Here is a 26,727-nt window from a genome sequence, read left to right as displayed (position 1 = left end):
AGCCGCGCTGGGCAACCCGCGCGGCTTTTTGCTGTTGGCGAATCTCCAGCACTGGCTTCTAGCGTCCCGGAATGCTAACCACCAGCCTGCATTCCCGCTTCGTCTAATGGTAGGACAGCGCCCTTTGAAGGCGTGAATCGAGGTTCGAGCCCTTGAGCGGGAACCAAAATCTCAATGCGTAGCAACCCCCGTCGGCGCAAGCTGGCCGGGTTTCTTGTGCCGAGAGCAATCCAGGAACAGTGTGAAACGATTTGCCGGGAAAAGCGCGGAGCGTTTCCCTTGGGAATTGCGCAAAGATAAAGTAGCGAGGTTATTTTCCGAGCTTGCTCGCGGTCTGTGCGAGCGCCTCGATCTCATCCCACTTGCCGGCCTTGACCAACTCGTCCGGCGCCACCCACGAGCCGCCGACGCAGATAACGTTGGACAGGCTGAGATAGTCGGCCGCGTTCTTGGCCGAGATGCCGCCGGTCGGGCAGAATTTCACGTCGGCCAGCGGCGAGGCAAAGGCCTTCAGCGAGGCGATGCCGCCGGATTGTTCGGCCGGGAAGAATTTCAGGAACCGCAGGCCGGCCTCGCGGGCAGCCATGATCTCGCCGGGCGTGATGGCGCCGGGCAGCAAGGGAACGTCGCTGTCCTTGGCCGCCGCCAGCAACTCTCGCGTGATGCCGGGGCTGACGATGAATTTCGAGCCAGCGGCCGCTGCCTCGTCGAACTGCTTGGCATCCAGAATTGTGCCGGCGCCGACAATGGCGCCCTCGACCTCACCGGCGACGCGGCGGATCGCTTCCAGCGCATCGGCGGTTCTCAACGTGATCTCGATTGCCGGCAGGCCGCCGGCGGCCAGCGCCCGGGCGAGCGGGACGGCGTCCGCGACATTGGCGATCTTCAGCACCGGAATGACCGGCTGGCCATTGAGCAGCGACAGGAGCGTTTCGGTCTTGCTGAGCATTGGCTTGTCTCTCCCTAGGTGATTTCAACCGATTAGCAGAAGGCCGATTCCGAGTCCACGAAACCCGGCCTGCCGCGATGTCACATGTCGGCCAACGAGCCTGCGGGCGAATACCGAGGAAGTGCTTTAGCTCTGCCTTGAATCCGCTTTGACCACAGTCTAGTGGCTTGGCGATGACCAACCATGAACCCGTGCGCGTCGCCGCGCTCTACAAATTTGCGAGGCTGGGCGACTTCGACGCGCTGCGGGTCTTGCGCACGCCGCTTGCCGCCTTCTGCTGCGGGCGCGGCATCAAGGGCACGCTGCTTCTGGCGCAGGAGGGCATTAACGGCACGGTCGCCGGCAGCGAAACCGACATAGCCGACCTGATCGCTTATCTCGAGGCCATCGAGGGTCTTGCCGATCTCGAGGTCAAATACAGCACTGCCGCCGAAATGCCGTTCCATCGCATGAAAGTGCGGCTGAAGCGCGAGATCGTCACCATGGGCGTCGAAGACCTCGACCCGGCGACGGGTGCGGGGACCTATGTCGCGCCGGCCGACTGGAACGCGCTGATCTCGGACCCCGGCACCATCGTCATCGACACACGCAACGCGTACGAAGTGTCGATCGGCACGTTCGAGGGCGCGGTGGACCCGCGCACGTCGAGCTTTCGCGAATTCCCGGCCTGGGTGGAAAAACACCGCGACCAACTCGACGGCCGCAAGGTTGCGATGTTCTGCACCGGCGGCATCCGCTGCGAAAAGGCGACGGCCTATGTGAAGTCGCTCGGCTTCGAGGATGTGTTCCATCTCAAGGGCGGCATCCTCAGATATCTCGAAGAGGTGCCGGACGAAGACAGCCTGTGGCAGGGCGAGTGTTTCGTCTTCGACGAGCGGGTCTCGGTGTCGCATGGGTTGACCGAAGGCGAGGCCGAACTCTGCCGCGCCTGCCGGCATCCGCTGACGCCGGAGAACCGGCTGTCGCCGCATTTTTCCACCGGCGTGTCATGCCCGCATTGCTACGAGGCACGCTCGGATGAGGATCGCACCCGCTATGCCGAGCGCCAGCGCCAGGTCGAACTTGCGCAGGCGCAGGGCAGGGGACATATCGGCAGTTAAGTGCCGCCGACGCCCTGACTGGATCACCACACGACAGAATAGCGGTCGATCACCCACAGCCATGTGCCGTCGGCCTGCCGGCGCGCGACCTCTGAGGTTATCGAGCCGTCGGCAAGCCTGGTCGACGTCAACGCGAGTTCGCCGTTAATGGCCGCCGGGCGCTGCTCGCCGCGCTGGAATTTTCGCCAGCTCGCGGCAAAGGCTTCGAACAAAGCGCGGATCGCCTCATGGCCACGGGTCAATTCGGCTGCTCCGGTGTCGATGACGGCATCGGGTTCGAACAGCGCTACCATGCCCTCAATGTCTCCCGCCCATTGCCGATCAATTAGCAGGCGCTCCAGATCCTGGGGATCTCGTGCTTGGTCGCGGTCTGGCTGATCGGTCACGGCAAAACTCCTCCCTCGCCGACGTTGCGGCGACACTAACCGAAGCCGAGGCGGGTTTCGACACATCGAATTTGATTTGCGGCATTGCCGGCGCCGATAGCAAAGCGCCGGTCCGTCATTGTAATGTCAACAATCGGGACCTACGTCTGCAACGTCCAAAACCTGCCCGTCCACGTTGGCGCGGGCCCTTTTCTGGAGGCACCATGTTCGACCCCAAGAAGCTTCTCGACGATCTGCTCGGCTCGCAAGTTCCCGGCACAACCGGCACCGTTCGCGACAAGGCCGGGCAGGCTGTGCAGATGGCCAAGGACAATCCGCTGGCCGCCGGTGCGCTGGCCGCGGTGCTGCTTGGAACCGGCACGGGACGGCAGGTCACCGGCACGGCCGTGAAGCTCGGCGGGCTGGCTGCGATCGGCGGTCTCGCCTACAAGGCCTACCAGAATTACAAGGCCGGCAATGCACCCGAGCAGGCGCCGGCGGCCGGCCAGCCGGAATTGCTGCCGCCGCCCGCCGACACCGGCTTTCATCCTTCACAGGCGCCACAGGGGGAGGACGAGTTCACGCTGACCCTGGTGCGGGCGATGATCTCGGCGGCCAAGGCCGATGGCCATGTCGATGACGCGGAACGCCAAAAGATCGCCGGCAAGCTCAGTCTGGCCGGCATCGGCACGGAAGCGGAAAAGTTTCTGATGGCCGAGCTGGACAGCCCGCTCGACCTCGATACGCTGGTCGCAGGCGCCAAGACCGATGAGCAGAGGCTCGAGCTCTACACGGCGTCCCGACTGACGATCGACCCCGATACGCGCGCCGAACGCGGCTATCTCGACCTGCTCGCCGGCCGGCTCGGCCTGCCGGATGCGCTCGTCGATCATGTCGAGGCGACGGTGTCGGCGGTCAAGGTGCCGGTTCCGTCAGGCACGGCGCCGAACCCGCGCTGGTAGACAACGCAGCCGCGGCGGGAAAAGCGTTAACTTCTCGTTTACCGAGGAAGCGCATGATTTTAGTTAGTCGGATCGGCTTTTCCTCCTCCCAAGCCCGGTTCAGATCAGGGGGCGGTCGCCAATGACCGCCCTTTTTGTCGGACCGATCACATAAAGCGCGTGGCGCTTCATGTTTTTGTCCTGGTGCATGTCGTTCTCTCAGAACCGGGGCCACTTTTGAGCGACATGCATTAGTGTCCGGCTTGCCATGATCGCCCTCATTTGCGATGGGTCGGTGCATTCGGATGCACCCCGATCTGTGCCGGGGATGCGCGGCGCGCAGGAGCAAAATCCATGACAGCCCTCACAGAGAAAACCGCCATCGTCACCGGCGCCGGCACCGGCATCGGCAAGAGCGTCGCCACGGCGCTGCTCAAGGCGGGCTGGAACACGGTGTTTTGCGGCCGCCGCAAAGCGGTGCTCGACGCCGCCATTACCGAAGCCGGGAAAGCGGACGCCAAGGCGCTGGCAGTTGCCTGCGACATCAGCAAGGCCGGCGAAGTCGATGACCTGTTCGAGACGGTGGCCGCAGCCTTCGGCCGTGTCGATCTGCTCTTCAACAATGCCGGCATGAGCTACAAGTCGACGCCCATCGACGAGATCCCGGTCGAGGTCTGGAACGATATTGTCGGCGTCAATCTCACCGGATCGTTCCTATGCGCTCGCGCCGCCTTCAGCGTCATGCGCAAGCAAAAGCCAATGGGCGGCCGCATCATCAACAATGGCTCTGTGTCGGCCTATGCGCCACGGCCGGGCTCGGTGCCCTACACCGCGACCAAGCACGCCATATCGGGGCTGACCAAGACGCTGGCGCTCGACGGCCGGCCCTATGACATCGCCTGCGGCCAGATCGACATAGGCAACGCGCTGACCGATATGGCGCACGCAATGACGGTCGGCGTGCCGCAGGCCAATGGCACCATCGCCGCCGAGGCGGTGATGGACGTCCAACGCGTCGCCGACGCCGTCGTCCACATGGCCAGCCTGCCGCTCGACGCCAACGTGCTGTTCATGACCGTGATGGCGACCAAGATGCCGTTCGTGGGGCGTGGGTGAGCAGCCGAAGGCCTACTTCTTCAAAAACGCCTCGATCCGCTCCAGCGCTCGCAAGATGTTCTCTTCGGAATTGGCGTAGGAAAGCCTGATGTAGCCTTCGCCGAGAATGCCGAAATCGGGACCGCCGATCAGCGCCACGCCGGCCTCCTCGAGCAGTGCCGAGGCGAGCTTCTTGGCCTTCCAGCCGGTCTTCGAGACATTCGGAAAGGCATAGAAGGCGCCCTTCGGCGTTATGCAGGAGACGCCGGGCAGCGCGTTCAGCCCCTCGACCACGATCTTCCTGCGGTTGTCGAAGGCGCGCATCATCTTGTCGACATCGTCCTGCGGGCCGTCGATCGCGGCGATGCCGGCGAACTGGCTCGGCGCGTTGACGCAGGACCAGCAATTGACCGCCAGCTTGCGGACCTTGTCGTAGAGATGCCCGCCCTTGTCGCCATTCGGCCAGATCGACCAGCCCATGCGCCAGCCGGTCATCGCCCATGTCTTCGACCAGCCGTTGAGCACGATCAGCCGGTCGCGAATTTCCGGAAAATTGAGCAGCGAAAAATGCGTCTCGCCGTCATAGGTCATGACGTCGTAGATTTCGTCGGAGAGGATGGCGACCTGCGGATGCGCTTGCAGTCCCTTCACCAGCTTCTCGATCTCGGCGCGCGGCGTGACGCCGCCGGTCGGGTTGGCCGGTGAGTTGAGGATTAGCAGTCTGGTCTTCGACGTGATCAGCGCCAGCGTCTCTTCTGCCGAGAAGGCAAAGCCGTTCTCCTCGCGGATCGGCACCGGAATGGGCGCGGCGCCGGTGAACTCGATCATCGAGCGGTAGATCGGAAAGCCTGGGTCTGGATAGAGGATCTCGGCGCCGGGTTCGCCGAACATCAAGATGGCCGCGAACATGGTCGGCTTGCCGCCGGGCAGGATCATTACATTCTCGGGCGAGACTTCGACGCCGGTAGTGGTCAGCGTGCGCCGCACCACCGCTTCGCGCGTCGCCAGCAGGCCATTGGCGGGGGTGTAGCCATGGTGGCCGTCGCGCAGCGCCTTGATCGCGGCCTCGACAATGTGCTGCGGCGTTTTGAAGTCGGGCTGGCCGATGCCGAGATTGACGATGTCGCGGCCCTGTTGAGCCAGTGCAGTCGCGCGCGCCAGCACGGCAAAGGCGTTTTCCTCGCCGAGACGGTCGAAGGCCGAAATCGTGTGGAGCATTTTTCCCGTCCGTGTGGTTCTTGCTGTTAGGTCGCGTTTTTGTGAGCGTCTGCTCACAAAAGTCAAACGGATTGGAGTTTTGCGTGTCGGAAAATCTCAAAGATTGGCAAGCGCGTCCGCGGCCCGAGCGCAAGCCCATTGACGGCCGCTATGTCCGGCTCGAACCGCTGAGCGCCGAAAAGCACGGCGATGGGTTGTACGAGGCGTCGTCCGTGCCCGACATCGATGGACGCTTTGCCTGGCTGCCCGACTACCCGCCGCAAACCCGCGCCGATTTCCAGCCATGGCTGGACAAGGTCGAGGCGAGCGAGGATCCGCTGTTCTTCACCGTCATCGACAAGGCCAGCGGCAAGGTCGCCGGGCGACAGACGCTGATGCGCATCGATCCCGCCTATGGCGTCATCGAGATCGGCAACATCTATTGGGGGCCACTGATCTCGCGCAAGCCGGCAGCGACCGAGGCGCAGTTCCTGTTCATGAAGTATATTTTCGACGGGCTCGGCTATCGCCGCTACGAGTGGAAATGCAACAACCGCAACGAGCCGTCAAAGCGCGCGGCGGAACGGTTCGGCTTCAAGTTCGAGGGCATTTTCCGCCAGCATCTTGTGGTCAAGGGTGAAAACCGCGATACCGCATGGTACTCGATCATCGACAAGGAATGGCCGGCGCTGCGCAAAGCCTATGAGGCATGGCTCGATCCCGCCAATTTCGACGGCGAAGGCCGGCAGAAGCGGCGGCTCGAGGATTTCCGCGCCGAGTTTGGCGCGTAACAGGAGTTTTTTCCGATGGCGCACAGCCATTATCATGGTTCGCATGCTGGGCATGGCGCCGGCCACGTGCATGGCTCGACCGACAAGAAGCGTGTGCTGATCGCAGCCTGCCTGACCGCCGGCTTCATGGTGGCCGAAGTGCTTGGCGGCCTTTTGACGGGATCACTGGCGCTGCTGGCCGACGCCGGCCACATGCTCGCCGACTCGATCGCGCTTGGCCTTGCCTGGTACGCCTTCCATCTTGGCGGACGGCCGGCGACGGTGCGCCTCACCTATGGTTTCGGCCGGGTCAAGACGCTGGTCGCCTACACCAACGGCATCGCCATATTCGCCATTGCTTTGTGGATCGTCTACGAAGCCTGGGGCCGGCTGATGACGCCGGCGCCGGTGCTGGGCGGGCCGATGCTGGTGGTGGCGATCGCCGGCCTTCTGGTAAACTTCGCCTCGTTCTTCGTGCTGCATGGCGGCGACCACGACAGCCTCAACATGCGCGGCGCCATCCTGCATGTGCTGGGCGACCTGCTCGGTTCGGCGGCGGCGATCGTGGCGGCGCTGGTCATCCTGGCCACCGGCTGGACGCCGATCGACCCGATTCTGTCGGTGCTGGTCTCGGTGCTGATCCTGTCCACCGCATGGTCGTTGATGCGCGAAGCCGCCCACGTCCTTCTCGAAGGCGTACCGGCAAGCCTCGACCGCGACATCATCGCCAAGGACATTGCCGGCACCGTCAAGGGCGTGCGTGAGGTGCACCATATGCATGTCTGGTCGCTGGACGGCTCCAGCAACATGGCGACGCTGCATGCCTGCCTCAACGATGGCGTCGATCCGCACCAGGCGGTCAGCGCCATCAAGAAGCGGCTCGCCGCCGAACACGGCATCAGCCACGCGACGGTCGAACCGGAATTCGGCCAGTGCGCCGACAGCCATGACGAGCACGATCATGACCACGACCATGGTGCGCCACCGCATCACGGCCATTATCACTGACAGGGAATTTCATGGCATTGGCATCCGAGTTGACGAGTTCCCAATGTGGCGGGACGGCATGATGGATCGCGACACGCGAAACGCGCTGATTGCCGCAGCCTGGATCATGCTGCTGTTCGGCATCGCGGCGTTCTATCTGCCGACGGTGATGCTGGCTGTCGGCAATATCTCGACCGTACTTGCCGGCATCGTCGGCATCGCCTTCGTGCTGGCATTCTTTCTGGTGTTCTGGTTGCGGGGCCGCAGCCAGAACAAGGGCAAATAAGAGGCTTTCGAAATGCGCATCCTGATTACTGGCGCGGCCGGCATGGTCGGCCGCAAACTTGTCGACCGGCTGGCCAAGGACGGCACGCTCAACGGCCGCATGATCACCGGGCTCGACCTGCACGACATCGTGCCGCCGCAGGCGCCGGCGATGGACGGCGTCAGCATCGCCACGCATACCGGCGACCTTGCCAACGCCGGTGCTGCCGAGAGCCTGGTCGCCTCACGCCCCGACGTCATGTTCCATCTCGCCGGCATCGTGTCGGGTGAGGCGGAAGCCAATTTCGATCTCGGCTACCGCGTCAATCTCGACGGCACACGGGCGCTGTTCGACGCCGTGCGGCTGGCGGGCTTTTCGCCGCGCCTCGTCTTTACCTCGTCGATCGCGGTGTTCGGCGCGCCGTTCCCGGATGTGATCCCGGACGATTTCCACCCGACGCCGCTGACCTCCTACGGCACGCAGAAGCAGATGAGCGAAGCGCTGCTGGCCGACTATTCCAGGCGCGGCTTCTTCGACGGCATCGGCATAAGGCTGCCGACCATCTGCGTGCGGCCCGGCAAGCCGAACAAGGCGGCGTCAGGTTTCTTCTCCGGCATCATCCGCGAGCCGCTGAGCGGCCACGAGGCGATCCTGCCGGTGCCGCGCTCGGTGCTGCACACCCATGCCAGCCCGCGCTCTGCGGTCGGATTCCTGATCCATGCCGCCGGGCTCGACGGTGCCGCTGTCGGGCCGCGCCGCAACCTCACCATGCCCGGCGTTGCCGTCACCGTCGGCGAGCAGATCGAGGCGCTGGAGCGCACTGCAGGCGCCGAGGTGGCGAGCCTGATCCGTGAGGAGCCCGACGAAACGATCTGGGCGATCGTCAAGGGTTGGCCGACGCGCTTCGAGGCGCGCCGTGCAAGGGACCTCGGCTTCAGCGCCGAAAACAGTTTCGATGAAATCATCCGCGCTCATATCGAGGATGAGCTGGGCGGAATGATCGCGGGTCAGGCCTGACCCGCCGAGGTCACACAGCTCCGGACAGGCTCGCCGACAACAGCAACAGTCCGAACAGGAAGACGAAGGTGGCGCCGCCGATCTCGACGAATGTGTGAATGCGATTGCCCATGCGGCCATCGCCGGCGAAATAGACCGCCCAGTTCTTGGCGGTGACTGCGATCGTTGCCAGCGCCGAGACTGTGATGGCGGTTCCAATCGACATCGCCAGCACCGACAGCAGGCCGCCGAGCCACAGGCCGTTGAGCAAAGCGAAGCTCAGCACAATCAGCGCGCCGGAGCAGGGGCGGATGCCGACGGCGGCTACAGCCGACCAGGCCGTGCGCCAGTCGAAGCGGTCGCCCGACAGCAGCGCCGGATCGGGCGCATGTGAGTGGCCGCACGTATCACAGACCTCGCCGGCTGGGTGATCGTGAGCGGCGTGATCGTGATGAGCGTGGTCGTGATGGGAATGATCGTGCGTGTCGTGGTCGTGCGCAGCGTGATCGTGATGATCATGCGAATGGTCGTGATGCACATGCAAGGCATGCGAATGCGCATGCGCCGCGTGGCTGTGAGCGGCATGCGAATGGCCGCCATGGGAATGACCGGCGTGGGCTGCCGACAGGCTGTAGGCGGGCGCCCTGCCGAACCAGCGCTGGACCGTGGGCCTAAGCTTGCGCCACAGCAGCCAGGCGCCGAACAGAGTGACGAAGACATAGCTCATGATCTCCATGAACCAGGCTGCGTCGGTCATCGAGATCGCGGTGCCGCGCAGGACGAAATAGGCAAGCAGCATCACCAGGATCGCGGTCAGGCCCTGCAGCAGCGCCGAGACGAAGGACAGCAGGATACCGCGCCTGAGCGCCACTTCATTGGCCACCATGTAGGACGAGATCACCGCCTTGCCGTGGCCGGGGCCGGCGGCGTGGAAAATGCCGTAGGCGAAGGACAGGCCGATCAGCAGCCACATCTTGCTGCCGTCCTCGCGCATTGCTTTCATCGCCGTGGCCAGTGCGCGGTAGAATTCCTGCTGGCGCAGATTGATCCACATCAGGATGTGGGCGAACGGGCCGGTGGTGGGCGCCATGCCGTCATTGACGCCGATGCCGAGTGAGCTCTGGGCATGGGCCTGCCCGAGAAAGTGCGTCATCAGCAGGGCAGCGGCCACGAGGCCGAATGCCAAACGCAGGGACGGTTTCATCACCGGATCTATCCTTCTGGCGGGCAATTCAGTTCGAGCTTGGTGGCGAAGATCTTGCTCATGTCGGTGCCTGTCGGGTCGTTGAAGAACGCGTCCGTCAGGGTCTTCTGGTTTTCCTTGATCGCCTCGTCTGGATCAGGCCGGATGACGCTCTTGGTGCAGTTCGAGGGCAGGCCTTCCACCGTGATGTTGCTATCCTCGGTGAAGTCGATCGCTGTGTAGAAGGTTGGATCGTAGACGCCGAAATCGATCTTGCCGGCGAGCTTGATCGGCACCTTGGGTTCGGATTCGAACAGGATGATCAACTGGTCGTTGTCGAAATTGGCCATCAGATGCGGTGGCGGCGTCATAGGCACGTCCTTGCCGTCGACGGTGACGAGCTGGAAATAGTTGAATTCGGCCAGCGAGGCATGAACTGTGTCGGCGACATCCTTCAGCTCCTTGTCGTCAAGCTTCAGGTCGGAGTTCTTGTCGAACTCCATCATCACCGTACTCGAAAACAGATCATCGAAACGCCAGAGGTGACGCAGCGCTTTCACACTTTGGTGATCCGGCGAGAGGATCACGTCGAGGCGGGCCTCGGCGAAGACATGAGGATGCGCGCCAGCCGCTCCGACGGAGGCAAAAGTCGTCGCCAGGGCCGAAGCCAGCATGATTGCGTGCCGTTTCAGATGCATTCTCGGTCGCTGTTCCATCGGCCTCGGAGAGATTTCGAGAGGTTACCAGAAACGGGGCGAAATTGGGACCGCGGCACGGCAGGACCGGCTCAAGCGCTCTCGCGGTTCTTGAACCATTGCACCAGGAAATCGACGAAGACACGGACCTTGGCCGGCAGATAGCGACGGTGCGGGTAGACGGCGAAAATGCCGCTGCCCGACTGGATGCGGTCGTCGAGCAAGGACACCAGCAGCCCGGATGCGAGGTCGGGCGCGGCGATGAAATCCGGCAGGATGGTGAAGCCCAGACCGGACACGGCGGCGGCTCGCGCGGCCATCGGGCTGTTGACCTCGATCGGACCCGATACGTTGACACTGACTGACTCCTCGCCATCGCCCCTGAAGCGCCAGTTGGCGAGCGAGCGGCCATTGGTGTCGACGATGCAGGGCAAGTTGGCGAGATCCTGCGGGCGCGTCGGCTTGCCGTGCTTGGCGATCAGCTCCGGCGAGGCGCAAAGCTTGATCGAAAACGGCCCCAGGCGGCGGGCGATCAGCGATGAGTTCTCCAGGCGCGAGATGCGCACGGCAAGATCGAAACCTTCCTCGACCAGATCGACAAAACGGTCGTCGAGATGGATGTCGAGCACGATGTCGGGATGCTGTTTGGCGAAGTCGATGAGCGACTGGCCTATCGGCGCGTCGGCGAAGGTGCGCGCCGCGGAGAGCTTGATCCTGCCGCGCACGTCGCCGGAGGATTCGCGCACGGCGTCGGCTAGGCTGTCGACCTCGCGCACGATTTCCGAAGCGCGGCTGTAATAGGTATGGCCAGCCTCAGTCAACGAGAACTGCCGCGTGGTGCGGTTGAGCAGCAGCGCGCCGAGTTCGTCCTCGAGTTCGCGCACATATTTCGACAGCAGCGCCTTGGAGCGACCGATCTTGCGCGCGGCCGCCGAAAAGCCTTCGGCCTCGACGACGTCGATGAAGGCGCGCATGCGGGTCAGTGTATCCATCATCAGGCCTTTCGTGCCGCATCGAGAATTCGCCGGCCGAGCCGTATCAGGGCAATGTCGCTGCCGGGAGGGCCGAGCAGCGAGAGGCCGAAAGGGGCACCGTCAACCGAGCCCAGCGGCAGGGTGATTTGCGGAAAGCCTGACAGACCCGAAAGGCACAAAAGATGCAAGGCCCTTTCGCGGTAGGCCTGGAGCTGCTGCGGCTCGCTTTTGACCAGAGGTGCGGGGCCTGGAACGGTGGGCAGGACAAGAAACCCGTCCTGGCCGAGCAGCGCGGCTAGCTCGGAGCGGAACGTCAGGCGGCGCACCGCCTCGGCCCGCGCGGTCTTTTCGTCGATCGTGCGGCCAAAACCAAAGCGCTCCTCGACGCCCGGCCCGAGATCGCGCTCGCCAGAAATGATCCAGGCGCCATGCTGCTGCCAGGCCTCGGCGGCCTGGAGGCGGCGAAAGCACCAGTAGAGCTCGTCGGGGAAGGAGGCGAAGCTGTACTCTTCCGGCGCCGGCTCACCGATAAGACTGGCGGCCAGCGCTCTCATCCTGGCATATTCGGCTGCCTCAGCGGGGCCGGCCACGAAAGCGTCCAGCCAGCGGATCGAAAGCGGCCGGGTGAGCGGATACGGATGCGGGTCGCGGCCGAGCAGCAATTTGCCGATCGTCTCATAGGTCTCGATGTCGTCGGCGAACCAGCCGAATGTGTCGAAGCTCGGCGCCAGCTTCATCGTGCCTTCGAGCGAAATGCGGCCATGCGTGGTGCGCAGCCCGATCAATCCGCAAAAGCTCGCCGGGGCGCGGATCGAGCCGCCGGTGTCCGAGCCGGTAGCGATATCGGCAAGCTTGCCGGCCACCGCCGCCGCCGAGCCTGACGAGGAACCGCCGGTGACGCGATCGGGAGCGGCCGGGTTCACCGGAAACGGAAAATGCGCGTTCTGGCCCATCAGCGAGAAAGCGAACTCGTCGGTCTGCGTCTTGCCGATGAAGCGCGCGCCGGCGTCGAGAATCATCTGCACGGCCGGTGCCGTGCTGGACGCGGCATGCGCCTCGTCGAACTTCACCGGATTGCCGCAACCGGTGCGGTAGCCGGCGACGTCGTAAATGTCCTTTACCGCCAGCCTGAGCCCGGCCAGCGGCCCCAGTTCCGCATTGGCGACCGGCATGCGGCGCAGGTCAAGAAAGGCGTTGAGCGGGCCGTGCGTGCCTGGCATCGTTCGATATCCGTATACAGTAGGCCCAGCATTGTTCGATGCCGGAAATTTTACAACCTGGGATACGATTTTTATTGATTGTGAAATCTTTCGATCTTATATCGCGCTTGCCCAAAGTCGCACGTGCCTGTGGGTGTCCGCCGATCCTCGAATGGTGAGGGAAATCGGTAAGGTAACTGGAGCTAACCCCTCCAGTCGGTCTAGCGGCCAACCGCCAGCCCGAGGACACCTTGAAGCAACGACGGTGCGGGCCTTTCTGGTGTTCTGCCGGTCGTCCAAAGACCGGGGTTACTGAAGAGGCACACCTTCATTGCCGGCAGTGCGGACGGGTCTCCCATCCAAGCCAAGGCAGACAAAGCGAACCGAGGCCGGGCAAGGCCAAGGTTCACCGCCGCGAGACGGCGTTTCATGGTTCCGGGGTCTCCACCGGCTGGTTCCATGAATTTCCGTCCCGCCTTTGTTTGACCGCGCGTCGCGAGGCCGAGAGCCCGCGTCCGCAGCCTTATTGCGCGCCGCAAGGCGTTAATGGAGAGACCCCGATGGCCACTCAGCGCATCCTCGACTTCCTCGCCACCCGACGTCCGTCCGGCCCCTGCCTCGTCGTCGACCTCGATGTCGTGCGCGACAATTTTCGCGCCTTCGAAAAGGCGCTGCCCGATTCCCGGATCTACTATGCGGTGAAAGCAAATCCGGCGCCGGAAATCCTGCGCCTGCTTGCTGCGATGGGCTCATCCTTCGACACCGCTTCCGTTGCCGAGGTCGAGATGGCGATGGACGCCGGTGCGCCGGCGGACCGTATCTCCTTCGGCAACACCATCAAGAAGGAGCGTGACATTGCACGCGCCTACCAGCTCGGCATTCGGCTGTTTGCCGTCGATTGCGTCGAGGAAGTCGACAAGATCGCCCGCGTCGCTCCCGGCGCCCGCGTGTTCTGCCGCGTGCTGACCGACGGCGAAGGCGCCGAGTGGCCGCTGTCGCGCAAGTTCGGCTGCGTGCCGGCGATGGCCGTCGACGTGCTGCGCCATGCCAGGACGCTCGGCCTCGACGCCTATGGCGTGTCGTTCCATGTCGGCTCGCAGCAGACCGACCTGACGGCGTGGGACCGTGCGCTGGCCGACGCCAAGAAGGTGTTCGCCACGCTCGCCGATGAAGGCATCGTCCTCAAGATGGTCAATATGGGCGGCGGTTTCCCGACGCGCTATCTGCGTGACGTGCCGGCGGCCCAGGCCTATGGCCAGGCCATCTTCTCGGCGCTGCGCAAGCATTTCGGCAATGCGATCCCTGAGACCATCATCGAGCCGGGTCGCGGCATGGTCGGCAATGCCGGCGTCATCAAGTCGGAAGTCGTGCTGATCTCGAAGAAGGCCGAAAACGACAATGTGCGCTGGGTGTTCCTCGACATCGGCAAGTTCGGCGGTCTGGCCGAGACGATGGACGAGGCGATCCGCTATCCGATCGTCACCCGCCATGACGGTTCGGAGACCGCACCTTGCGTGCTCGCCGGCCCGACCTGCGATTCGGCCGACGTGATGTACGAGAAGACGCCGTATCCGCTGCCTCTGTCGCTGACCATCGGCGACGATGTGCTGATCGAAGGCACCGGCGCCTACACGACCACCTACTCGGCGGTCGCCTTCAACGGCTTCGAGCCTCTCCGATCCTACGTGATCTGACGGCTTCGGCCTTCAGATCACCCCAGGCGGACGTTTGCGTCCGCCCGGGTTCGCCTGTGGAACAAGCTCCGCTCGTGAAGGATCGCGGAAATGGACATTGTAAATTACATTGACGGTGCCGTGGGAATCTCCCCCCTTGAGGGGGAGATGGCAGGCAGGCCAGAGGGGGTCGTCTCGCGTGAAGCGCCGGCATCCCTCGTCCACGACGCGGTGTCGCGTCAGGTCGTGCCGACCCCCTCTGTCGCCTTCGGCGACATCTCCCCCTCGAGGGGGGAGATTGCCCGCGCCATTGTTGTCGTCGCCGAAACTGCGGCAGACATTGGATCGCGTGAAGCGTTGCTCGATCGCGCCATGGGGCCGATGCGGCGCAAGAAATCGTCGGAGAAGCTGCGGCGTGGCCGCCGGCCTTCCGAAGGTCTCGCTTTTGTCGTGCGGGATGCCGCCGGCGCGGTTGCCGGCACGGTGCGGCTGTGGGACGTACGTCTGGGCGAGGGCGGCCCGGGAGCACTTCTGCTCGGACCGCTCGCCGTCGATCCGGCGCTGAAGAACGCCGGCATCGGCTCGGCGCTGATGCGCCATGCTTTGGCCGAGGCCGCGCGTCTCGGCCATGCCGCGGTGCTGCTGGTCGGCGATGCGCCTTATTACGGTCGCTTCGGCTTTTCGGCGGAGAAGACCGGCGCGCTAGCCATGCCTGGTCCGTACGAGCGGCACCGCCTGCTCGCGCTGGAACTGATCGATGGTGCGCTCGACGGCGCGCATGGCACGCTGAAGGCTGCAGGTCGCAAGCTCAAGACACAGAGGCTCTCGCTGGCCGCCTGATTGGTCAAAAACAAACGCCGCCGGTCCTTTGCATTTCAGCGAGGGCGGCGTTTTGTTTTTGCGAAGGGCTCAGCCGATCAGCTGGCTGAGCGCCATGGCGACCGACATATCGCCTTCGACCTTTATCTTGCCGGACATGAACGCCATGGTCGGATTGAGGTCGCCGGCGATCAGCGAATCCAGATCGTCGAGCGACAGCTTGATGGTGCAGTCGGTCGGCGCATCGGTGTTTGAGACGGTCGCGCCGTCGATGACGATGACGCCGTTGCTGCCGGTATCGAACTTCACGGAATGTTCGAACCCGGCGCTCGCCACGCGCGACCTCATCTTCTCGGCAATGTCCTGAACGCTCATGACTGTTCTCCTGGTCTCGTTGCGTTTTGCCGCGCTTCAGTGACCGGCCTCCGCCGAAGTCACTGTCTCGCGCGTACCGCGATCCTGGTCGCTTGGCGCATATAGCTTCGAGTTGACGTAAACGTCAACGCGCGATGCGTCATCTCGTTTCAGTCGGAAGGAATGCGGCAGAGAACATTCGCCCTGCGACGAAGGTTAGTGTTCAGCAGCGGGCTTCGCCGCCTCGGCCTGGGCCGATTCCGCCGGGGCCGGTTCGGTCGGCGTGGCCGGATCCTTGCGGCGGCGCATGGCGTTGTCGCGGATTTCGTCCTTGGTCAGGAAGTTGACCTGGTCGATCAGCACTTCATGCACCAGGTCGGCGCCGACGCGGGCGTTGACGGTGTCGCGTATGGCCTTGCGGAAGGCATCGAGATCGATGGTTTCCTTCTTGGTGAAGTCGATCTGAGGATTGGAGTAGAGATAGGAATAGACCTGATCGGTCATCAGCGCTTCGGCCGGGATCGACATCTTCTTTATCTCGGCCGGCTCGACCGTGTAGACGAGCTTGGTGAGGAAATAGCCGTCGATCTTGGAATCGCGGATCAGCGGCACCGAGATGATGTCGGTCTTGACGTAGTCGAGGCCACCCAGCATCGGTTTCGGCGTCTCGCCGACGCCGCGCTCACCGGCCGCCTGGAACGAATAGAACACCGCGCCAAGCGTGGCGGCGCAGATCCAGATCGCGGCAGCGATGAATTTGATCACCGGTTGTTCCCGCCTGTTGCCGAGATCATCAGCTCGCCCAACCGAATTCGCCGGCCGAATAGGTGCCGTCGGCTTCGGCGCGCTGAATGGCGTTCTTCAACAGCGTGGCGACTTCGTTGACCGCGTTTAGGTGGGCGAGGATTGCAGCCTCGTTTTTCGCGAGCTTCTGGCGCAGCCGCGCCAGACTGTCGCGATGCTGTTCCAGGAATTCGACCTCGTTGGCGCCCTTCATGGCGCGGGTCAGCTCATAGAGGTAGCGGCTCTTGCGGGCGTTGGAGGCCTTGAGGTCATAGCTGGTGTCGTTCTTCAAACCGGCCGTCTCTTCCTCGACCGCTTCCTCGATGCGGCCGATGATGGCGGCAAGGTTGCCCGGCCGTGCAAACGGGATCGGCGCTTCGGACGTACGCGCCGGCAGGTTGGAAGAGTATTTTGAAAAATCGGCCATTGAAAATCCTGGTCTAGATCTTGATTTCGGTCTTGATGGTCGTCTCGTCGCCGGTCATCGACCGTGCGGCCTTGCGCTGCAATTCCTCGACCAGCGAGGTGGACAGCCGGGTCTGCTGGTCGATCTCGGTCTTGTGCGGCCCGGTTCGCTTGCCGTCCTTGTAGTGGTCGGCGAGCAGCGATTTGGCGATGCCGATCCCGCCGCGCTCGGCCATGACGTCGGCGACACGCTCGGCAAGCTGCGATTTCCACATGTCGCCGGCCAGCCCCTTGCCGTAGACGCCCTCTGTGTCCTTGGGCAGCATGTTCTGGATGAAGGTCTGCAAGACCATGGCCTCGAACTTCTTGAATTTTCCCGCGGGATCGGCGCCTGCCGCGGCCTTGTCGGCCGTGGCACGCGACAAGATCGAGCCGGTATCCACCGAAGCCGCCATGTCGACCAAAAGGCGCCGCCAACGCCGTTGGCCCGCTTGGCCAGCGCGGCACGGGCAGCCTCGATATCCGTCGGGTCGACGGCTCGGGCAACATCGAGAACGATGTCGCTGGGTGGAGAAATCGCCAAGAAAGTCCGCCTCTTTGCCGGGTTTCCTGAGCGACCATGCCGCAACAAGCTTGTGGCAGGCTTGCCGGTTTGAAATCCTTCGCCGGATGCTGGGCCATTGCTATCAGCAGCGGCAAGTCCGGCTGGGTCGATGCGATCTGGTCGTTTGCGGTGGGCGCTGCCGGCGTCGCCATGGTCAGATCGTAGGTGGCGTAGGCGCAGAGGCCGAACATGGCGCCGTACACCCAATACAGCCCGCCGCACGGAACGAAACCGAACGCCGTCCGCAAGTGACGCGGCTTTAACTTTCGATTATTCCTGCCCGCGCTTCTGCGCGATCAGATCGAGCCGGTCGCGGTCGGAGCGTTCGCGTTCGTCCTGTCGGCGCACGTCCTTGTAGGCGCGCTCGACCATGTTGGTGCGCGCCGTCGCAGTGGCGATGAGCGTGACCTCCTGCCTGGCGCTTTCCAAGCTCGCTTCCTGCCGGACCAGCGCATTGGCGATGCGGCGATGGTAGAGGTCAGGGAACAGCACCGCCAGCGACTGATCGGCGTCGAAATGCTGGACAAGTTCCCTGGCTTCGGTCTCGGCGGTTGCGGCCGCCGCCAGGAAGGCCGCATGGCGCGTCTCGTGCAGGGCCTTCAGCTGCTCCTGCACCTTGACCAGTTTCTTCAGCCGTTCCTTGCGCGTGCTCATCTCACCTCGCCAGCGTCAGATCGACAAAGCCGTCGACGAACAGCGACAGCATGGTGCCGATGGCGAAGTAGAAGATGATCATGCCGCCGGCGATGACGAAAGGCAGCGAGATGAAGTAGACCGGAATCTGCGGCGTCAGCTTGTTGACGAAGCCGATGGTCAAATTGACGAGGATGGCATAGGCGATGAACGGGCTGCCGAGCCGGATGACCAGGAAAAAGGCGTCCGACACCGTGTCGGTGAGATCGACCAGTGCGGCCTGCGGGTTGAAGAAGACGTTGACCGGCGCCACCGTGTAGGAGGCGACCAGAGCGCGGATGATCTCGTGGTCGAAATCGAAGACGAAGAGCAGCAGCAACGCTGAAAACGAGATGATGGCGGCGAGGGCCGCCTGCGGCTCTGGCTCCTCGATCGCCGGGCCGCCGGTGCCACCATAGCCGATCAGCATGGCAATGGCCGAGCCCATGAAGCGCAGCCCTTCCATGTAAAGCCTGGTCATGGCGCCGATCAGCCCGCCGACCAAAAGTTCCGAAATGATCATCGGCGCCAGCACCTGCGGACGCGCATCGACGAAGGGAAAAATCTTGTCCCACAGGAAGGCGAGCAGGCCACCGGTGGCGGCGATCGACGCGAACAGCCGAACCTGGATCGGCACGCGGGCGCTGGACAGGCCCGGCATCAGCATGAAGCAGGCGCCGATGCGACAGAAGGCGAGGAAGGCGGCGATGACGACGCCTTGCGACAGTATGTTCACGAGATCGTCCCGAGCACCTTGATCTCGACGCCCTTGGCGATTTCGACATGGGAGAGAACGGGAAGCGTCGTGAACAGGCGCTCGATGATCATGCGCACATAAGGCCGAGCATCGGGCGCGGTGACGAGGACAAAACGCTCGCCGGTCTCGAGATGCTTGCGGATCGCCTTGGTCGCGTCCTGGCCGAATTCCTCCAGCTGGCGCGGGTCGATGTCGAATTCGCGCACCTCGCCCTTGGCGTCGCGCTTGAGGCTCTGGTGGAAGGCGAGATCCCAACGGTTGCCGAGCCGCAGCACCTTGAGCATGCCGCCCTCGGAGAGATCGCCGCAGATCTGCTGGGCCATGCGGATGCGGACATGCTCGACGATCTGCTCGGTGCGGCGCACATGCGGTGCGATCTCGGCGATAGCCTCGATGATCAAATGCAGGTTGCGGATCGATACGCGTTCGGCCAGCAGCAGTTTGAGCACCGCCTGCAGGCCGGGATAGGAGATGTGCGAGGTGCAGATCTCGTCGGCGAGCTTGCGGTATTCCGGATCCTGCCGCTCGAGCAGCGCCTTCATGTCCTTGTAGGACAGAAGCTGCGGCAGGTTGTTGCGGATCACCTCGGACAAATGCGTGAGCAGCACCGACATGTTGTCGGCAAAGGTATAGTTCTCGCGCTTCAGATCCTCGGCGAAGGTTTCCAGCACCGAGAAGGCGCGCATGCCGAAGGCCGGCTCGCGGATTTCCTCGCCGGGAACGTCGGGCAAATCCCGGTTGCCGAGCAGCACCATGATCTCGCCGACGCGCATCTGGTATTCGGCGACGACGGTGCCGTGGACCTTGATCTGATAACTCTTCGGCGGAATGCCGAAATCGTCGGCGACGCGCACTTCCGGCACAACGAAGCCGTATTGCGTGGCAAACTTCTTGCGCATTTTGGCCATGCGGAACACCAGTTCCTGATGCGACACCAGCAGCCGCGTCGACAGCTGCTTGCCGATCAGAAGCTCGATCTCGGCGGTGGTCAGCGAAGCCTTGACCGAGTTCTTCTCTTCCTCGACCTTGTTCGCCTTCTCCAGATCCTTGATCGCTTCGGCGGCGGCAGCCTCGCGGTTGGCGCGCATCGGGATGACGTAGCCAAGGCCGGCCATGCCGGCGGCTAGCGTGAAGAACGGGAAGAACGGCAGGCCGGGCATCAGGCCGAGCAGGACGAGCAGCGAGGCCGCGACATAGAGCGCGCGCGGATGCGCGCCGAGCTGGCCGAACACCGCCTGGTTGGTCGAGCCGCGCGTGCCGCCCTTGGACACAAGCAGGCCGGCGGCGAGCGAAACGATCAGCGCCGGGATCTGGGTGACCAGGCCGTCGCCGACCGACAGTTTGATGAAGACATCGGCGGCTTCGCCCATGCCCATGCCGTGCCTGATGTAGCCGATGGCGATGCCGCCGACGATGTTGATGGCGGTGATGATGAGGCCGGCAATGGCATCGCCGCGCACGAATTTCGAGGCGCCGTCCATCGAGCCGAAGAAGGACGATTCTTCCTCGAGTTCTCTGCGGCGCAGTTGCGCTGTCTTGTCGTCGATCATGCCGGCGGACAGGTCGGCGTCGATCGACATCTGCTTGCCGGGGATAGCGTCGAGGGTAAAGCGGGCGCCGACTTCGGCAATACGGGTGGCGCCCTTGGTGATGACGATGAAGTTGACTACGATCAGGATCATGAAGACGATCAGGCCGATGACGAAATCGCTGGCCATCACCAGTTTGGAGAAGCCGGCGATGACATAGCCGGCGGCGTGCGTGCCCTCATTGCCATGCGACAGGATCATGCGCGTGGTGGCGATGTTGAGCGACAGCCGCAACATGGTGGCGATGAGCAGCACGGTCGGGAAGGACGAGAAATCGAGCGGCCGCTGGATCCACAGCGCCACCATCAGGATCAGCACCGACAATGCGATCGAGAAGGCGAGGCCGATGTCGATGAGGAAGGCCGGGATCGGGAGGAACAGCACGGCCAGGATGATGACGATGCCGATGGCGAAGAAGACATCGCGGCCGTTCTTGGCCACTGTTCCTGTCGCTAAGCTTTCGCTGACTGCCATGTCGTCCCCAATCACAAGCCTGCCGAGCACGCGACAGCCCTTCGAGCCTAACCGGTCAAGCTTGCGCGAGGGTGGGAGGACTGGTTAGTTGCCAGGACGACAGAGGCCTTGAGGAGAGAGATCATGCTGGTGATCATCGGCACCATTCGCTTGCCGGCGGAACGGCTCGACGAGGCAAGGCCGGCCATGCGGCGCATGATACTGGGCAGCTGGGCGGAGCCCGGCTGCATCGAATACTCCTACGCGCAGGACGTGCTCGACGCCGGGCTCATCCATGTAATCGAGGTGTGGAGCGACAGGGCCGCGCTCGACGCGCATTTCCGCTCGCCTCACATCGCCGATTGGCGGGCGAGCTGGGCATCGCTCGGCATAGGCGAGCGCAACCTCATGCTCTACGAGGCCGGCGAGCCGAAGCCGATCTGAGGACCGGGCACAGTCAAGAAGGCGTAGGCCCAAGAAAGTCTAGCAGGCGTTGACCTGTCTGCAGGACCATCCGCCGCCATCGGTATCGTGGCAGTCTTCATAGCTGCCGTAGCAGGTGTTCGTCGAATTGCGATACCAAGGGTAGCCAGGACAGCAAACATCTTGTTGTGCAGTCTGGATAAATTCCTTTGCCGGCCGGCTTTGGTTTTCCGGATTGCCTCCCGCCAAAAAAGAGACATCGGGTGTGACACAACAGACCTAACCGGCATATCCATGCTTGAATTGCTCACCGCAGACGAGCTCAAAAAAATCATGCCAACAGCTAATGAAAAAAATCCCCGCGCACTCATCTTCTCCTCCTTGAGGGAAATGGAGACGGCCAAAAATAACACAGCTGCGTCGATTGCGTAAGCGATCGCTCATATACCTCGACACGCTCGCGGGGAATTGAAGCGGGGCGGCAAGCCTGACTGCGCCTCAGCGCCAGAATGGCGCCGCAAGCAGCCGGCATTATGTCGGCGTGCTGATCGTCGCCGAACTGCACAGCGATCCGTTCGATGGTGAGACGCCGGTGCTGGCGCCGGCCAAATTCCGGCATGCGGTGCTGGTGCCGACCATGAACGTCCAGTCCACCGCCGAAACCATCCAGCGCGCCGTCGCGGAGGAACTGGCGGTGGTCGAGAATTTCGACAACCGGGCCGTTGTCGGGCTTTTGACCGAGGGCCATCTGATACGGCGCTACGCCGAGGAACTCGACAAGGCGCGGCGCGACCTGTCGGGCGAAGACTAGGCCTCGGCCGGCATCTTAAATGTCCCTACTCGGCGCTTGCCACGTGTACAGTGTCACTGTACAAATTGTTCAGTGGGAGAAAAAGACGGGATGAGCACCGACCAGGCTCCGGTCAAGAATGGCGTCGCCTCGACGGCGACGCATGCCCATCAGATGCTGGGCCAGCGGCTGAAGAGCCTGCGTCTCGGCCGGCGGCTTTCGCTGCGCGAACTCGCCGAGCTGACCGGGACCAGCGCCAGCTTCATCAGCCAGCTCGAGCGCGGCCTGACCGGCGCCAGCACCGCCTCGCTCAACCAGATGGCCTCGGCGCTTGGGGTGAGCGTGGCGATGCTGTTCGAGGATAGTGCCGCCGGGCAGCGCGGGGTCTTGCTGCGCAGCGAGCGGCCGAGCCTGCCGCCCAGCGACGGCTGCCGCAAGATGCTGCTCTCGCGTCCCCCTTTAAGCGACATGGAAGTCTATGTCGGCGAGTTCGAAATCGGCGGCTCGACCGGCCCAGCGCTCTACACCCATGGCGACGCGCACGAGATGCTCGTCGTGCTGCGCGGCATCGTCGAGGTTTCGCTCGGCGATGTCAGGCATGTGCTGGAAGAGGGCGACAGCATCGAATACGCGACATCGACAGCACATCGCTCAGAGAACATCGGCAGTGGCCGAGCCGAGGTGATGTGGATCATTGCGCCACCGACTTCGGTGCGCGCCGAACTCGATCAATACAGGGCCTGGAAACCGCTCGCAGCCAGGTAGGTTCAATCCATGCGGGTCAAATGGGAGAACAATAATCATGCTGAAAACAAGACATCTTGGCCTTGGCGCCGTGCTGGCGCTCGGCGTTCTGGCAACCGCAGCGTTCGCGCAGGAAAAGCCTGTCGCGGGTGAGGTCAAGGAAGGCTCGCTCAAGGGCAAGACGCTGACGCTCGTCTCCTATGGCGGCATCTACCAGGACGGCCAGGCCGCCGCGCTCAAGGAGTTCGTCGAAAAGTCCGGCGCCACGCTGCTCAATGACGGGCCGACAGAGATCGCCAAGCTGCAGGCGCAGGTCGAATCCGGCAACGTCACCTGGGACGTCGTCGACACCGCCGACCTACCGCCTTACGTCTATTGCGGCAAGCTGTTCCAGAAGCTTGATTTCAGCAAGCTTGACGTCTCCAAGGTGCCCGAGGGCCAGGTCGGCGAATGCTCGGTGCCGGCCATGAACTACGGCGTCGTGCTGATGTACAACAAGGAGAAGTATGGGGATAACCCGCCCAAGAACTGGGCCGATTTCTTCGACACGGCAAAATTCCCCGGCACGCGCGCGCTCGACGGTTCGGGCGACCCGACGGGCGGCCTGCTGGAGCAGGCGTTGAAGGCGTCTGGCGGCGACCCGAAGGCGATGACGGCGGCCGACATCGACAAGGCCATCGATGTCATCCGCAAGCTCGGTCCCGACACGATCTATTGGAAGACCGGCGCTGAGTCGCAGCAGCTTGCCGAATCTGGCGAAGCCGACATGCTGATGATGTGGACCGGACGTGCCATGACGGCGGTGAAGAACGGCGCCAAATATGCGCCGGCCTGGCAGGACTGGCTGGTGGTGATGGACCAGATGACCATTCCGGTCGGCGTCAAGGATACGGATGCGGCTTATGCGCTGCTCAATGCCTATCTCGGCAAGGGGGCGCAGGAGATCCTGGCGCAGCAGACCTCCTATACGCCGATCAACAATGACGCGCAGCCCAAGGTCGATGCGTCGGTCGCCGCCTTCCTGACCAACACGCCCGAGCGCCAGAAGCAGGGTTACAAGCAGAACATCAAGTTCTGGGTCGAGAACTTCCCGGTGGCGCAGGAGAAGTGGTCGGCGCTGATGGCAGGCAACTGAACAGCCAAGTGAGAGCCAGGCCGTGAGCGCGTCCGAACCCATCGCCCAACCCGCCGCCCATGCGCGGCCGGGTCGGGCATGGCGGCCGTTCGCGCTCACGGCGCCGGCGCTCATCCTGCTCGTCGCGGTGATCGGGTATCCGCTGCTCACCATCGTGCTGCGCAGCCTGTCGGAACCTGAGTGGGGGCTGCAGAACTATGCCTGGTTCTTCGGCGCGCCGGTCAACCTGACAGTGCTGCAGCGGACTTTCGTCATTTCGGCCTGGGTGACGCTGGTCTGCGTCATCGCGGCCTATCCCTATGCCTATCTGATGACCGCGGTCGGGCCGCGCGTCCGGCTGGTGCTTGTGCTTTGCGTGCTGATCCCGTTCTGGGTGAGTGGTGTGGTGCGAACGCTGTCATGGGTGATCCTGCTGCAGGATTCGGGCGTCATCAATTCGTTGCTGCGCTCGGTCGGGTTCGGCGGCGTCAAGCTGATCCGCACCCAGACCGGCGTGGTCATCGGCATGGCGCAGGTGCTGTTGCCGTTCATGATCCTGCCGCTCTATTCCGTGATGCAAGGCATCGACCTCTGGCTGATGCGTGCGGCGCAAAGCCTCGGTGCGCGGCCGTCGCGCGCGTTCTTCACCGTCTATCTGCCGCTGTCGCTGCCCGGCGTCTATGCCGGCGCGATCATCGTCTTCATCCTGTCGCTCGGCTTCTACATCACGCCTGCTTTGCTCGGCGGCCCGCGCTCGACCATGCTGTCGACGCTGGTGCAGACGCAGGTGCTCAGCCTGCTGCAATGGGGCAGGGGCGGCGCCATGGGCGTCGTTCTGCTGGTCACCACCTTCGTGCTGCTGGCGCTGGCAGCACCTGTGATGCGGTCCAGTCATCGGGAAGCGGGGCGGCGCTGATGGAGATGAAGCCGCTCACCCGCGTTCTTCTCGGGCTCGTCTGCCTGCTGGTGGCGATATGGCTGGTGGCGCCGACGCTGGTCGTGGTGCCGATGTCGTTCAACGAAAACAAATCGCTGGCGTTTCCGCCGCAAGGCTTTTCCTGGCAGTGGTACCAGAATTTCGCCACCAATCCGGACTGGTCGAACAGCTTCCTGAACTCGCTGAAAGTCGCCTCCATCGTTGCCGTCCTGGCAACGGTGCTCGGCACGCTTGCCGCCTTCGGCCTCGACCGCATGAAGGCGCGGCCGGCGAACCTTTTGCGTATGCTGATGCTGACGCCGATGGTGGTGCCGGGCGTGGTGCTGGCGATCGGCATCTATGCCGTCTATCTCGACACGCAGCTCGTCGGCACGCTGCTCGGCTTCGTGCTGGCCCACACCATCCTTGCGCTGCCCTTCGTGCTGATCGCGGTCTCGGCCAGTCTCGAAGTGTTCGACCGCCGGCTGGAGACAGCCGCCGCGAGCCTGGGCGCCGGCGCACTGACCACGTTTCGCACGGTGACGCTGCCGCTGATCGCGCCGGGCGTGCTCTCAGGCCTGCTGTTCGCTTTCGCCACCTCGTTCGACGAGATTGTCGTGTCGCTGTTCATCACGAACCCCTATCTCAAGACATTGCCGGTGCAGATTTTTGCCTCGATCACGCGCGACGCCGATCCGACGGTGGCGGCTGTCGGCACGATCCTGCTTTTCGCGACCACGGTCCTGATCGGCGGCGGCATGCTCCTTCTTGGCCGCGAGCGGAAAGGACGCCAATGAATCCGAAGCCGACAAGCAAGGGCGCGGCGATCGATCTCGAAGCGATCAGCAAGGCCTATGGCGGCTTCAAGGCGCTGGACGGCGTGTCGCTGCGCATCGAGCCCGGCGAGTTCATGACGCTGCTCGGCCCCAGCGGCTCGGGCAAGACGACGACGCTCAACGTGATTGCCGGTTTCACCGATGTCACCAGCGGCAAGCTTCTGGTCGGGGAAAAAAGCGTCGTCGGCGTGCCGGCGCACAAGCGCAACATCGGCGTCGTCTTCCAGCATTACGCGCTGTTCCCGCATATGAGCGTCGGCCGCAACGTCGCCTATCCGCTGACGCTTCGCGGCGTCGACCAGGCGACGAGGCAGACACGCGTGGCAAGGGCGCTCGACATGGTCAAGATGGGCGATTTCGCGCATCGCTATCCCAGCGAATTGTCGGGCGGCCAGCAGCAGCGCGTGGCGTTGGCACGCGCCATCGTCTTCGACCCGCCGCTGCTCCTGATGGACGAGCCGCTCGGCGCGCTCGACAAGAAGCTGCGCGAATGGCTTCAGCTCGAGATCAAGCGCATCCATCGCGAACTCGGCACCACCTTCGTCTATGTCACGCACGATCAGGAAGAGGCGCTGGTGCTGTCGGACCGCATCGCCGTGTTCAACCGCGGGCGCATCGAGCAGGTCGGCACCGGCCGCCAGCTCTATGACGAGCCGGCAACGCTGTTCGTCGGCCGCTTCATCGGCGATTCCACCGTGCTGCGCGGCAAGGCGCGCAGCGATGGCAACAGCACCGCGCTGAGCATCGCCGGCGAGACGGTGACGGTACCGCGTAAGCTGTCGGGAGAAGCCAGTCCGGTGATGCTGCTGCGTCCCGAAAAGCTCGCGATCCGAAGAGCCGGCCAAAGTGCTGCCAATGGCGCCAACCGCCTGTCGGGGACGATCGCGGAAGCCATCTATCTCGGCTCGGAATCGAAGTACGAAGTTAAGCTCGCCGACGGCTCGGCCGCGATCGTGCGCTCACCACTGACCGGCGAGAGTTTTGGCCTCGGCGACAAGGTCGAGCTCTGCTTCGACGGCAGCGATGCCAAGCTGCTCGCGGACGACGCAAGCGCCGACACCACACTCACCTGATTCCAT

Annotated in this window: 30 protein-coding genes and 1 tRNA gene; 17 read left to right on the top strand and 14 right to left on the bottom strand. The window is 63.5% G+C overall.

Translation table 11 applies throughout. From position 1 onward, the window contains the following. The first annotated feature begins 92 nt into the window (after positions 1–92). Positions 93–166, top strand: a tRNA-Gln gene (locus NLY37_RS17130). 144 nt (positions 167–310) lie between these two features. Here the strand turns inward: NLY37_RS17130 and NLY37_RS17125 are convergent. Beyond that, the gene (locus NLY37_RS17125; protein WP_023701045.1) at positions 311–949 is read right to left on the bottom strand and encodes a 2-dehydro-3-deoxy-phosphogluconate aldolase; all 639 of its coding nucleotides are present in this window, start codon (positions 947–949) and stop codon (positions 311–313) included. A 173-nt stretch (positions 950–1,122) separates the two neighbouring features. On the opposite strand from NLY37_RS17125, the gene trhO reads away from it, so the two are divergent. Beyond that, a complete protein-coding gene (trhO, locus tag NLY37_RS17120) occupies positions 1,123–2,049 on the top strand; it encodes an oxygen-dependent tRNA uridine(34) hydroxylase TrhO (protein WP_023733473.1) in 927 nt (308 codons plus the stop codon). Between the two features lie 23 nt (positions 2,050–2,072). Here trhO and NLY37_RS17115 read toward each other — a convergent pair whose 3' ends face one another. Next, positions 2,073–2,435 (bottom strand): YybH family protein, encoded by a 363-nt coding sequence (locus NLY37_RS17115; protein ID WP_023733472.1) that lies wholly within the window; start codon positions 2,433–2,435, stop codon positions 2,073–2,075. 203 nt (positions 2,436–2,638) lie between these two features. Between NLY37_RS17115 and NLY37_RS17110 the strand changes: the two genes are divergently transcribed. Both NLY37_RS17110 and NLY37_RS17105 read left to right on the top strand, forming a co-directional pair. Next, a complete protein-coding gene (locus NLY37_RS17110; protein ID WP_023733471.1) occupies positions 2,639–3,376 on the top strand; it encodes a tellurite resistance TerB family protein in 738 nt (245 codons plus the stop codon). Between the two features lie 333 nt (positions 3,377–3,709). Then, on the top strand, positions 3,710–4,471 hold the full coding sequence (locus tag NLY37_RS17105) for an SDR family oxidoreductase (RefSeq protein ID WP_023733470.1): 762 nt from the start codon (positions 3,710–3,712) through the stop codon (positions 4,469–4,471). 12 nt (positions 4,472–4,483) lie between these two features. Here NLY37_RS17105 and NLY37_RS17100 read toward each other — a convergent pair whose 3' ends face one another. Continuing rightward, complete coding sequence (locus tag NLY37_RS17100) at positions 4,484–5,668, bottom strand: pyridoxal phosphate-dependent aminotransferase (protein WP_023710953.1); 1,185 nt, start codon at positions 5,666–5,668, stop codon at positions 4,484–4,486. A gap of 83 nt (positions 5,669–5,751) precedes the next feature. Here NLY37_RS17100 and NLY37_RS17095 point away from each other — a divergent pair, with 83 nt between their 5' ends. Genes NLY37_RS17095 through denD form a run of 4 tightly spaced genes read left to right on the top strand, consistent with a single transcriptional unit; the run spans position 5,752 to position 8,686 of the window. Then, positions 5,752–6,438: a GNAT family N-acetyltransferase gene (locus NLY37_RS17095; protein WP_023733469.1), complete on the top strand. Its 687-nt coding sequence runs from the start codon at positions 5,752–5,754 to the stop codon at positions 6,436–6,438. 15 nt (positions 6,439–6,453) lie between these two features. Continuing rightward, on the top strand, positions 6,454–7,425 hold the full coding sequence (locus NLY37_RS17090) for a cation diffusion facilitator family transporter (protein ID WP_023733468.1): 972 nt from the start codon (positions 6,454–6,456) through the stop codon (positions 7,423–7,425). A 58-nt stretch (positions 7,426–7,483) separates the two neighbouring features. Continuing rightward, positions 7,484–7,690, top strand: coding sequence for a hypothetical protein (locus tag NLY37_RS17085; RefSeq protein ID WP_023683268.1), 207 nt, complete (start codon positions 7,484–7,486; stop codon positions 7,688–7,690). Between the two features lie 12 nt (positions 7,691–7,702). Continuing rightward, positions 7,703–8,686 (top strand): D-erythronate dehydrogenase, encoded by a 984-nt coding sequence (gene denD / locus NLY37_RS17080; RefSeq protein ID WP_023740968.1) that lies wholly within the window; start codon positions 7,703–7,705, stop codon positions 8,684–8,686. A gap of 10 nt (positions 8,687–8,696) precedes the next feature. On the opposite strand, the gene NLY37_RS17075 is transcribed toward denD, so the two are convergent. The 4 genes from NLY37_RS17075 to NLY37_RS17060 all read right to left on the bottom strand — a co-directional run bounded on the left by NLY37_RS17075 (position 8,697) and on the right by NLY37_RS17060 (position 12,737). Beyond that, the gene (locus tag NLY37_RS17075) at positions 8,697–9,869 is read right to left on the bottom strand and encodes a nickel/cobalt transporter (RefSeq protein ID WP_502882112.1); all 1,173 of its coding nucleotides are present in this window, start codon (positions 9,867–9,869) and stop codon (positions 8,697–8,699) included. A gap of 8 nt (positions 9,870–9,877) precedes the next feature. Continuing rightward, on the bottom strand, positions 9,878–10,546 hold the full coding sequence (locus tag NLY37_RS17070; RefSeq protein WP_023671926.1) for a DUF1007 family protein: 669 nt from the start codon (positions 10,544–10,546) through the stop codon (positions 9,878–9,880). A gap of 89 nt (positions 10,547–10,635) precedes the next feature. After that, positions 10,636–11,535 carry a LysR family transcriptional regulator gene (locus NLY37_RS17065; RefSeq protein ID WP_023671925.1) on the bottom strand — a complete coding sequence of 300 codons (900 nt, stop codon included), beginning with the start codon at positions 11,533–11,535 and terminating at the stop codon, positions 10,636–10,638. A 2-nt stretch (positions 11,536–11,537) separates the two neighbouring features. Further along, on the bottom strand, positions 11,538–12,737 hold the full coding sequence (locus NLY37_RS17060) for an amidase (RefSeq protein ID WP_023740970.1): 1,200 nt from the start codon (positions 12,735–12,737) through the stop codon (positions 11,538–11,540). Between the two features lie 539 nt (positions 12,738–13,276). Here NLY37_RS17060 and odc2 point away from each other — a divergent pair. Both odc2 and NLY37_RS17050 read left to right on the top strand, forming a co-directional pair. Continuing rightward, positions 13,277–14,410, top strand: coding sequence for an ornithine/lysine decarboxylase (gene odc2, locus NLY37_RS17055; RefSeq protein ID WP_023671923.1), 1,134 nt, complete (start codon positions 13,277–13,279; stop codon positions 14,408–14,410). Positions 14,411–14,557: 147 nt separating this feature from the next. Continuing rightward, positions 14,558–15,229, top strand: a complete 672-nt coding sequence (locus NLY37_RS17050; RefSeq protein WP_023740971.1) for a GNAT family N-acetyltransferase — start codon at positions 14,558–14,560, stop codon at positions 15,227–15,229. A 69-nt stretch (positions 15,230–15,298) separates the two neighbouring features. Here the strand turns inward: NLY37_RS17050 and NLY37_RS17045 are convergent, their stop codons facing one another. The 7 genes from NLY37_RS17045 to flhA all read right to left on the bottom strand — a co-directional run bounded on the left by NLY37_RS17045 (position 15,299) and on the right by flhA (position 20,846). Continuing rightward, a complete protein-coding gene (locus NLY37_RS17045; RefSeq protein ID WP_023695725.1) occupies positions 15,299–15,583 on the bottom strand; it encodes an SCP2 sterol-binding domain-containing protein in 285 nt (94 codons plus the stop codon). A gap of 195 nt (positions 15,584–15,778) precedes the next feature. Continuing rightward, complete coding sequence (locus tag NLY37_RS17040) at positions 15,779–16,327, bottom strand: hypothetical protein (RefSeq protein WP_023683275.1); 549 nt, start codon at positions 16,325–16,327, stop codon at positions 15,779–15,781. 28 nt (positions 16,328–16,355) lie between these two features. After that, positions 16,356–16,772, bottom strand: a complete 417-nt coding sequence (locus tag NLY37_RS17035; protein WP_023740972.1) for a hypothetical protein — start codon at positions 16,770–16,772, stop codon at positions 16,356–16,358. A gap of 13 nt (positions 16,773–16,785) precedes the next feature. Next, positions 16,786–17,205 carry a rod-binding protein gene (locus tag NLY37_RS17030; protein ID WP_502882111.1) on the bottom strand — a complete coding sequence of 140 codons (420 nt, stop codon included), beginning with the start codon at positions 17,203–17,205 and terminating at the stop codon, positions 16,786–16,788. 419 nt (positions 17,206–17,624) lie between these two features. Continuing rightward, positions 17,625–18,008 carry a hypothetical protein gene (locus NLY37_RS17025; RefSeq protein ID WP_023740974.1) on the bottom strand — a complete coding sequence of 128 codons (384 nt, stop codon included), beginning with the start codon at positions 18,006–18,008 and terminating at the stop codon, positions 17,625–17,627. A 1-nt stretch (position 18,009) separates the two neighbouring features. Next, positions 18,010–18,762, bottom strand: coding sequence for a flagellar biosynthetic protein FliR (fliR, locus tag NLY37_RS17020; RefSeq protein WP_023740975.1), 753 nt, complete (start codon positions 18,760–18,762; stop codon positions 18,010–18,012). Next, complete coding sequence (flhA, locus tag NLY37_RS17015) at positions 18,759–20,846, bottom strand: flagellar biosynthesis protein FlhA (protein WP_023740976.1); 2,088 nt, start codon at positions 20,844–20,846, stop codon at positions 18,759–18,761. The genes fliR and flhA overlap by 4 nt, the downstream gene beginning before the upstream one ends. A 123-nt stretch (positions 20,847–20,969) precedes the next feature. Here flhA and NLY37_RS17010 point away from each other — a divergent pair, with 123 nt between their 5' ends. From NLY37_RS17010 to NLY37_RS16980, 7 genes are all read left to right on the top strand, one after another. Then, the gene (locus tag NLY37_RS17010) at positions 20,970–21,269 is read left to right on the top strand and encodes a putative quinol monooxygenase (RefSeq protein ID WP_023691739.1); all 300 of its coding nucleotides are present in this window, start codon (positions 20,970–20,972) and stop codon (positions 21,267–21,269) included. Positions 21,270–21,789: 520 nt separating this feature from the next. After that, positions 21,790–22,059 (top strand): hypothetical protein, encoded by a 270-nt coding sequence (locus NLY37_RS17005; protein ID WP_023740977.1) that lies wholly within the window; start codon positions 21,790–21,792, stop codon positions 22,057–22,059. 90 nt (positions 22,060–22,149) lie between these two features. Next, a complete protein-coding gene (locus NLY37_RS17000; protein WP_027049833.1) occupies positions 22,150–22,803 on the top strand; it encodes a helix-turn-helix domain-containing protein in 654 nt (217 codons plus the stop codon). Between the two features lie 37 nt (positions 22,804–22,840). Further along, positions 22,841–23,917, top strand: coding sequence for an extracellular solute-binding protein (locus NLY37_RS16995; RefSeq protein ID WP_023728389.1), 1,077 nt, complete (start codon positions 22,841–22,843; stop codon positions 23,915–23,917). A gap of 22 nt (positions 23,918–23,939) precedes the next feature. After that, the gene (locus tag NLY37_RS16990; RefSeq protein ID WP_023740978.1) at positions 23,940–24,812 is read left to right on the top strand and encodes an ABC transporter permease; all 873 of its coding nucleotides are present in this window, start codon (positions 23,940–23,942) and stop codon (positions 24,810–24,812) included. After that, complete coding sequence (locus tag NLY37_RS16985) at positions 24,812–25,609, top strand: ABC transporter permease (RefSeq protein WP_023740979.1); 798 nt, start codon at positions 24,812–24,814, stop codon at positions 25,607–25,609. Before NLY37_RS16990 ends, NLY37_RS16985 begins: the two co-directional genes overlap by 1 nt. Continuing rightward, entirely contained in the window at positions 25,606–26,721 is a 1,116-nt protein-coding gene (locus NLY37_RS16980) for an ABC transporter ATP-binding protein (protein ID WP_023686365.1), read from the top strand. Before NLY37_RS16985 ends, NLY37_RS16980 begins: the two co-directional genes overlap by 4 nt. Positions 26,722–26,727 lie beyond the last annotated feature (6 nt).

The sequence above is a fragment of the Mesorhizobium sp. C395A genome, from assembly GCF_030323205.1.
Taxonomy (GTDB): Bacteria; Pseudomonadota; Alphaproteobacteria; order Rhizobiales; family Rhizobiaceae; genus Mesorhizobium.
This window is presented reverse-complemented; position numbering and strand designations above follow the sequence as displayed.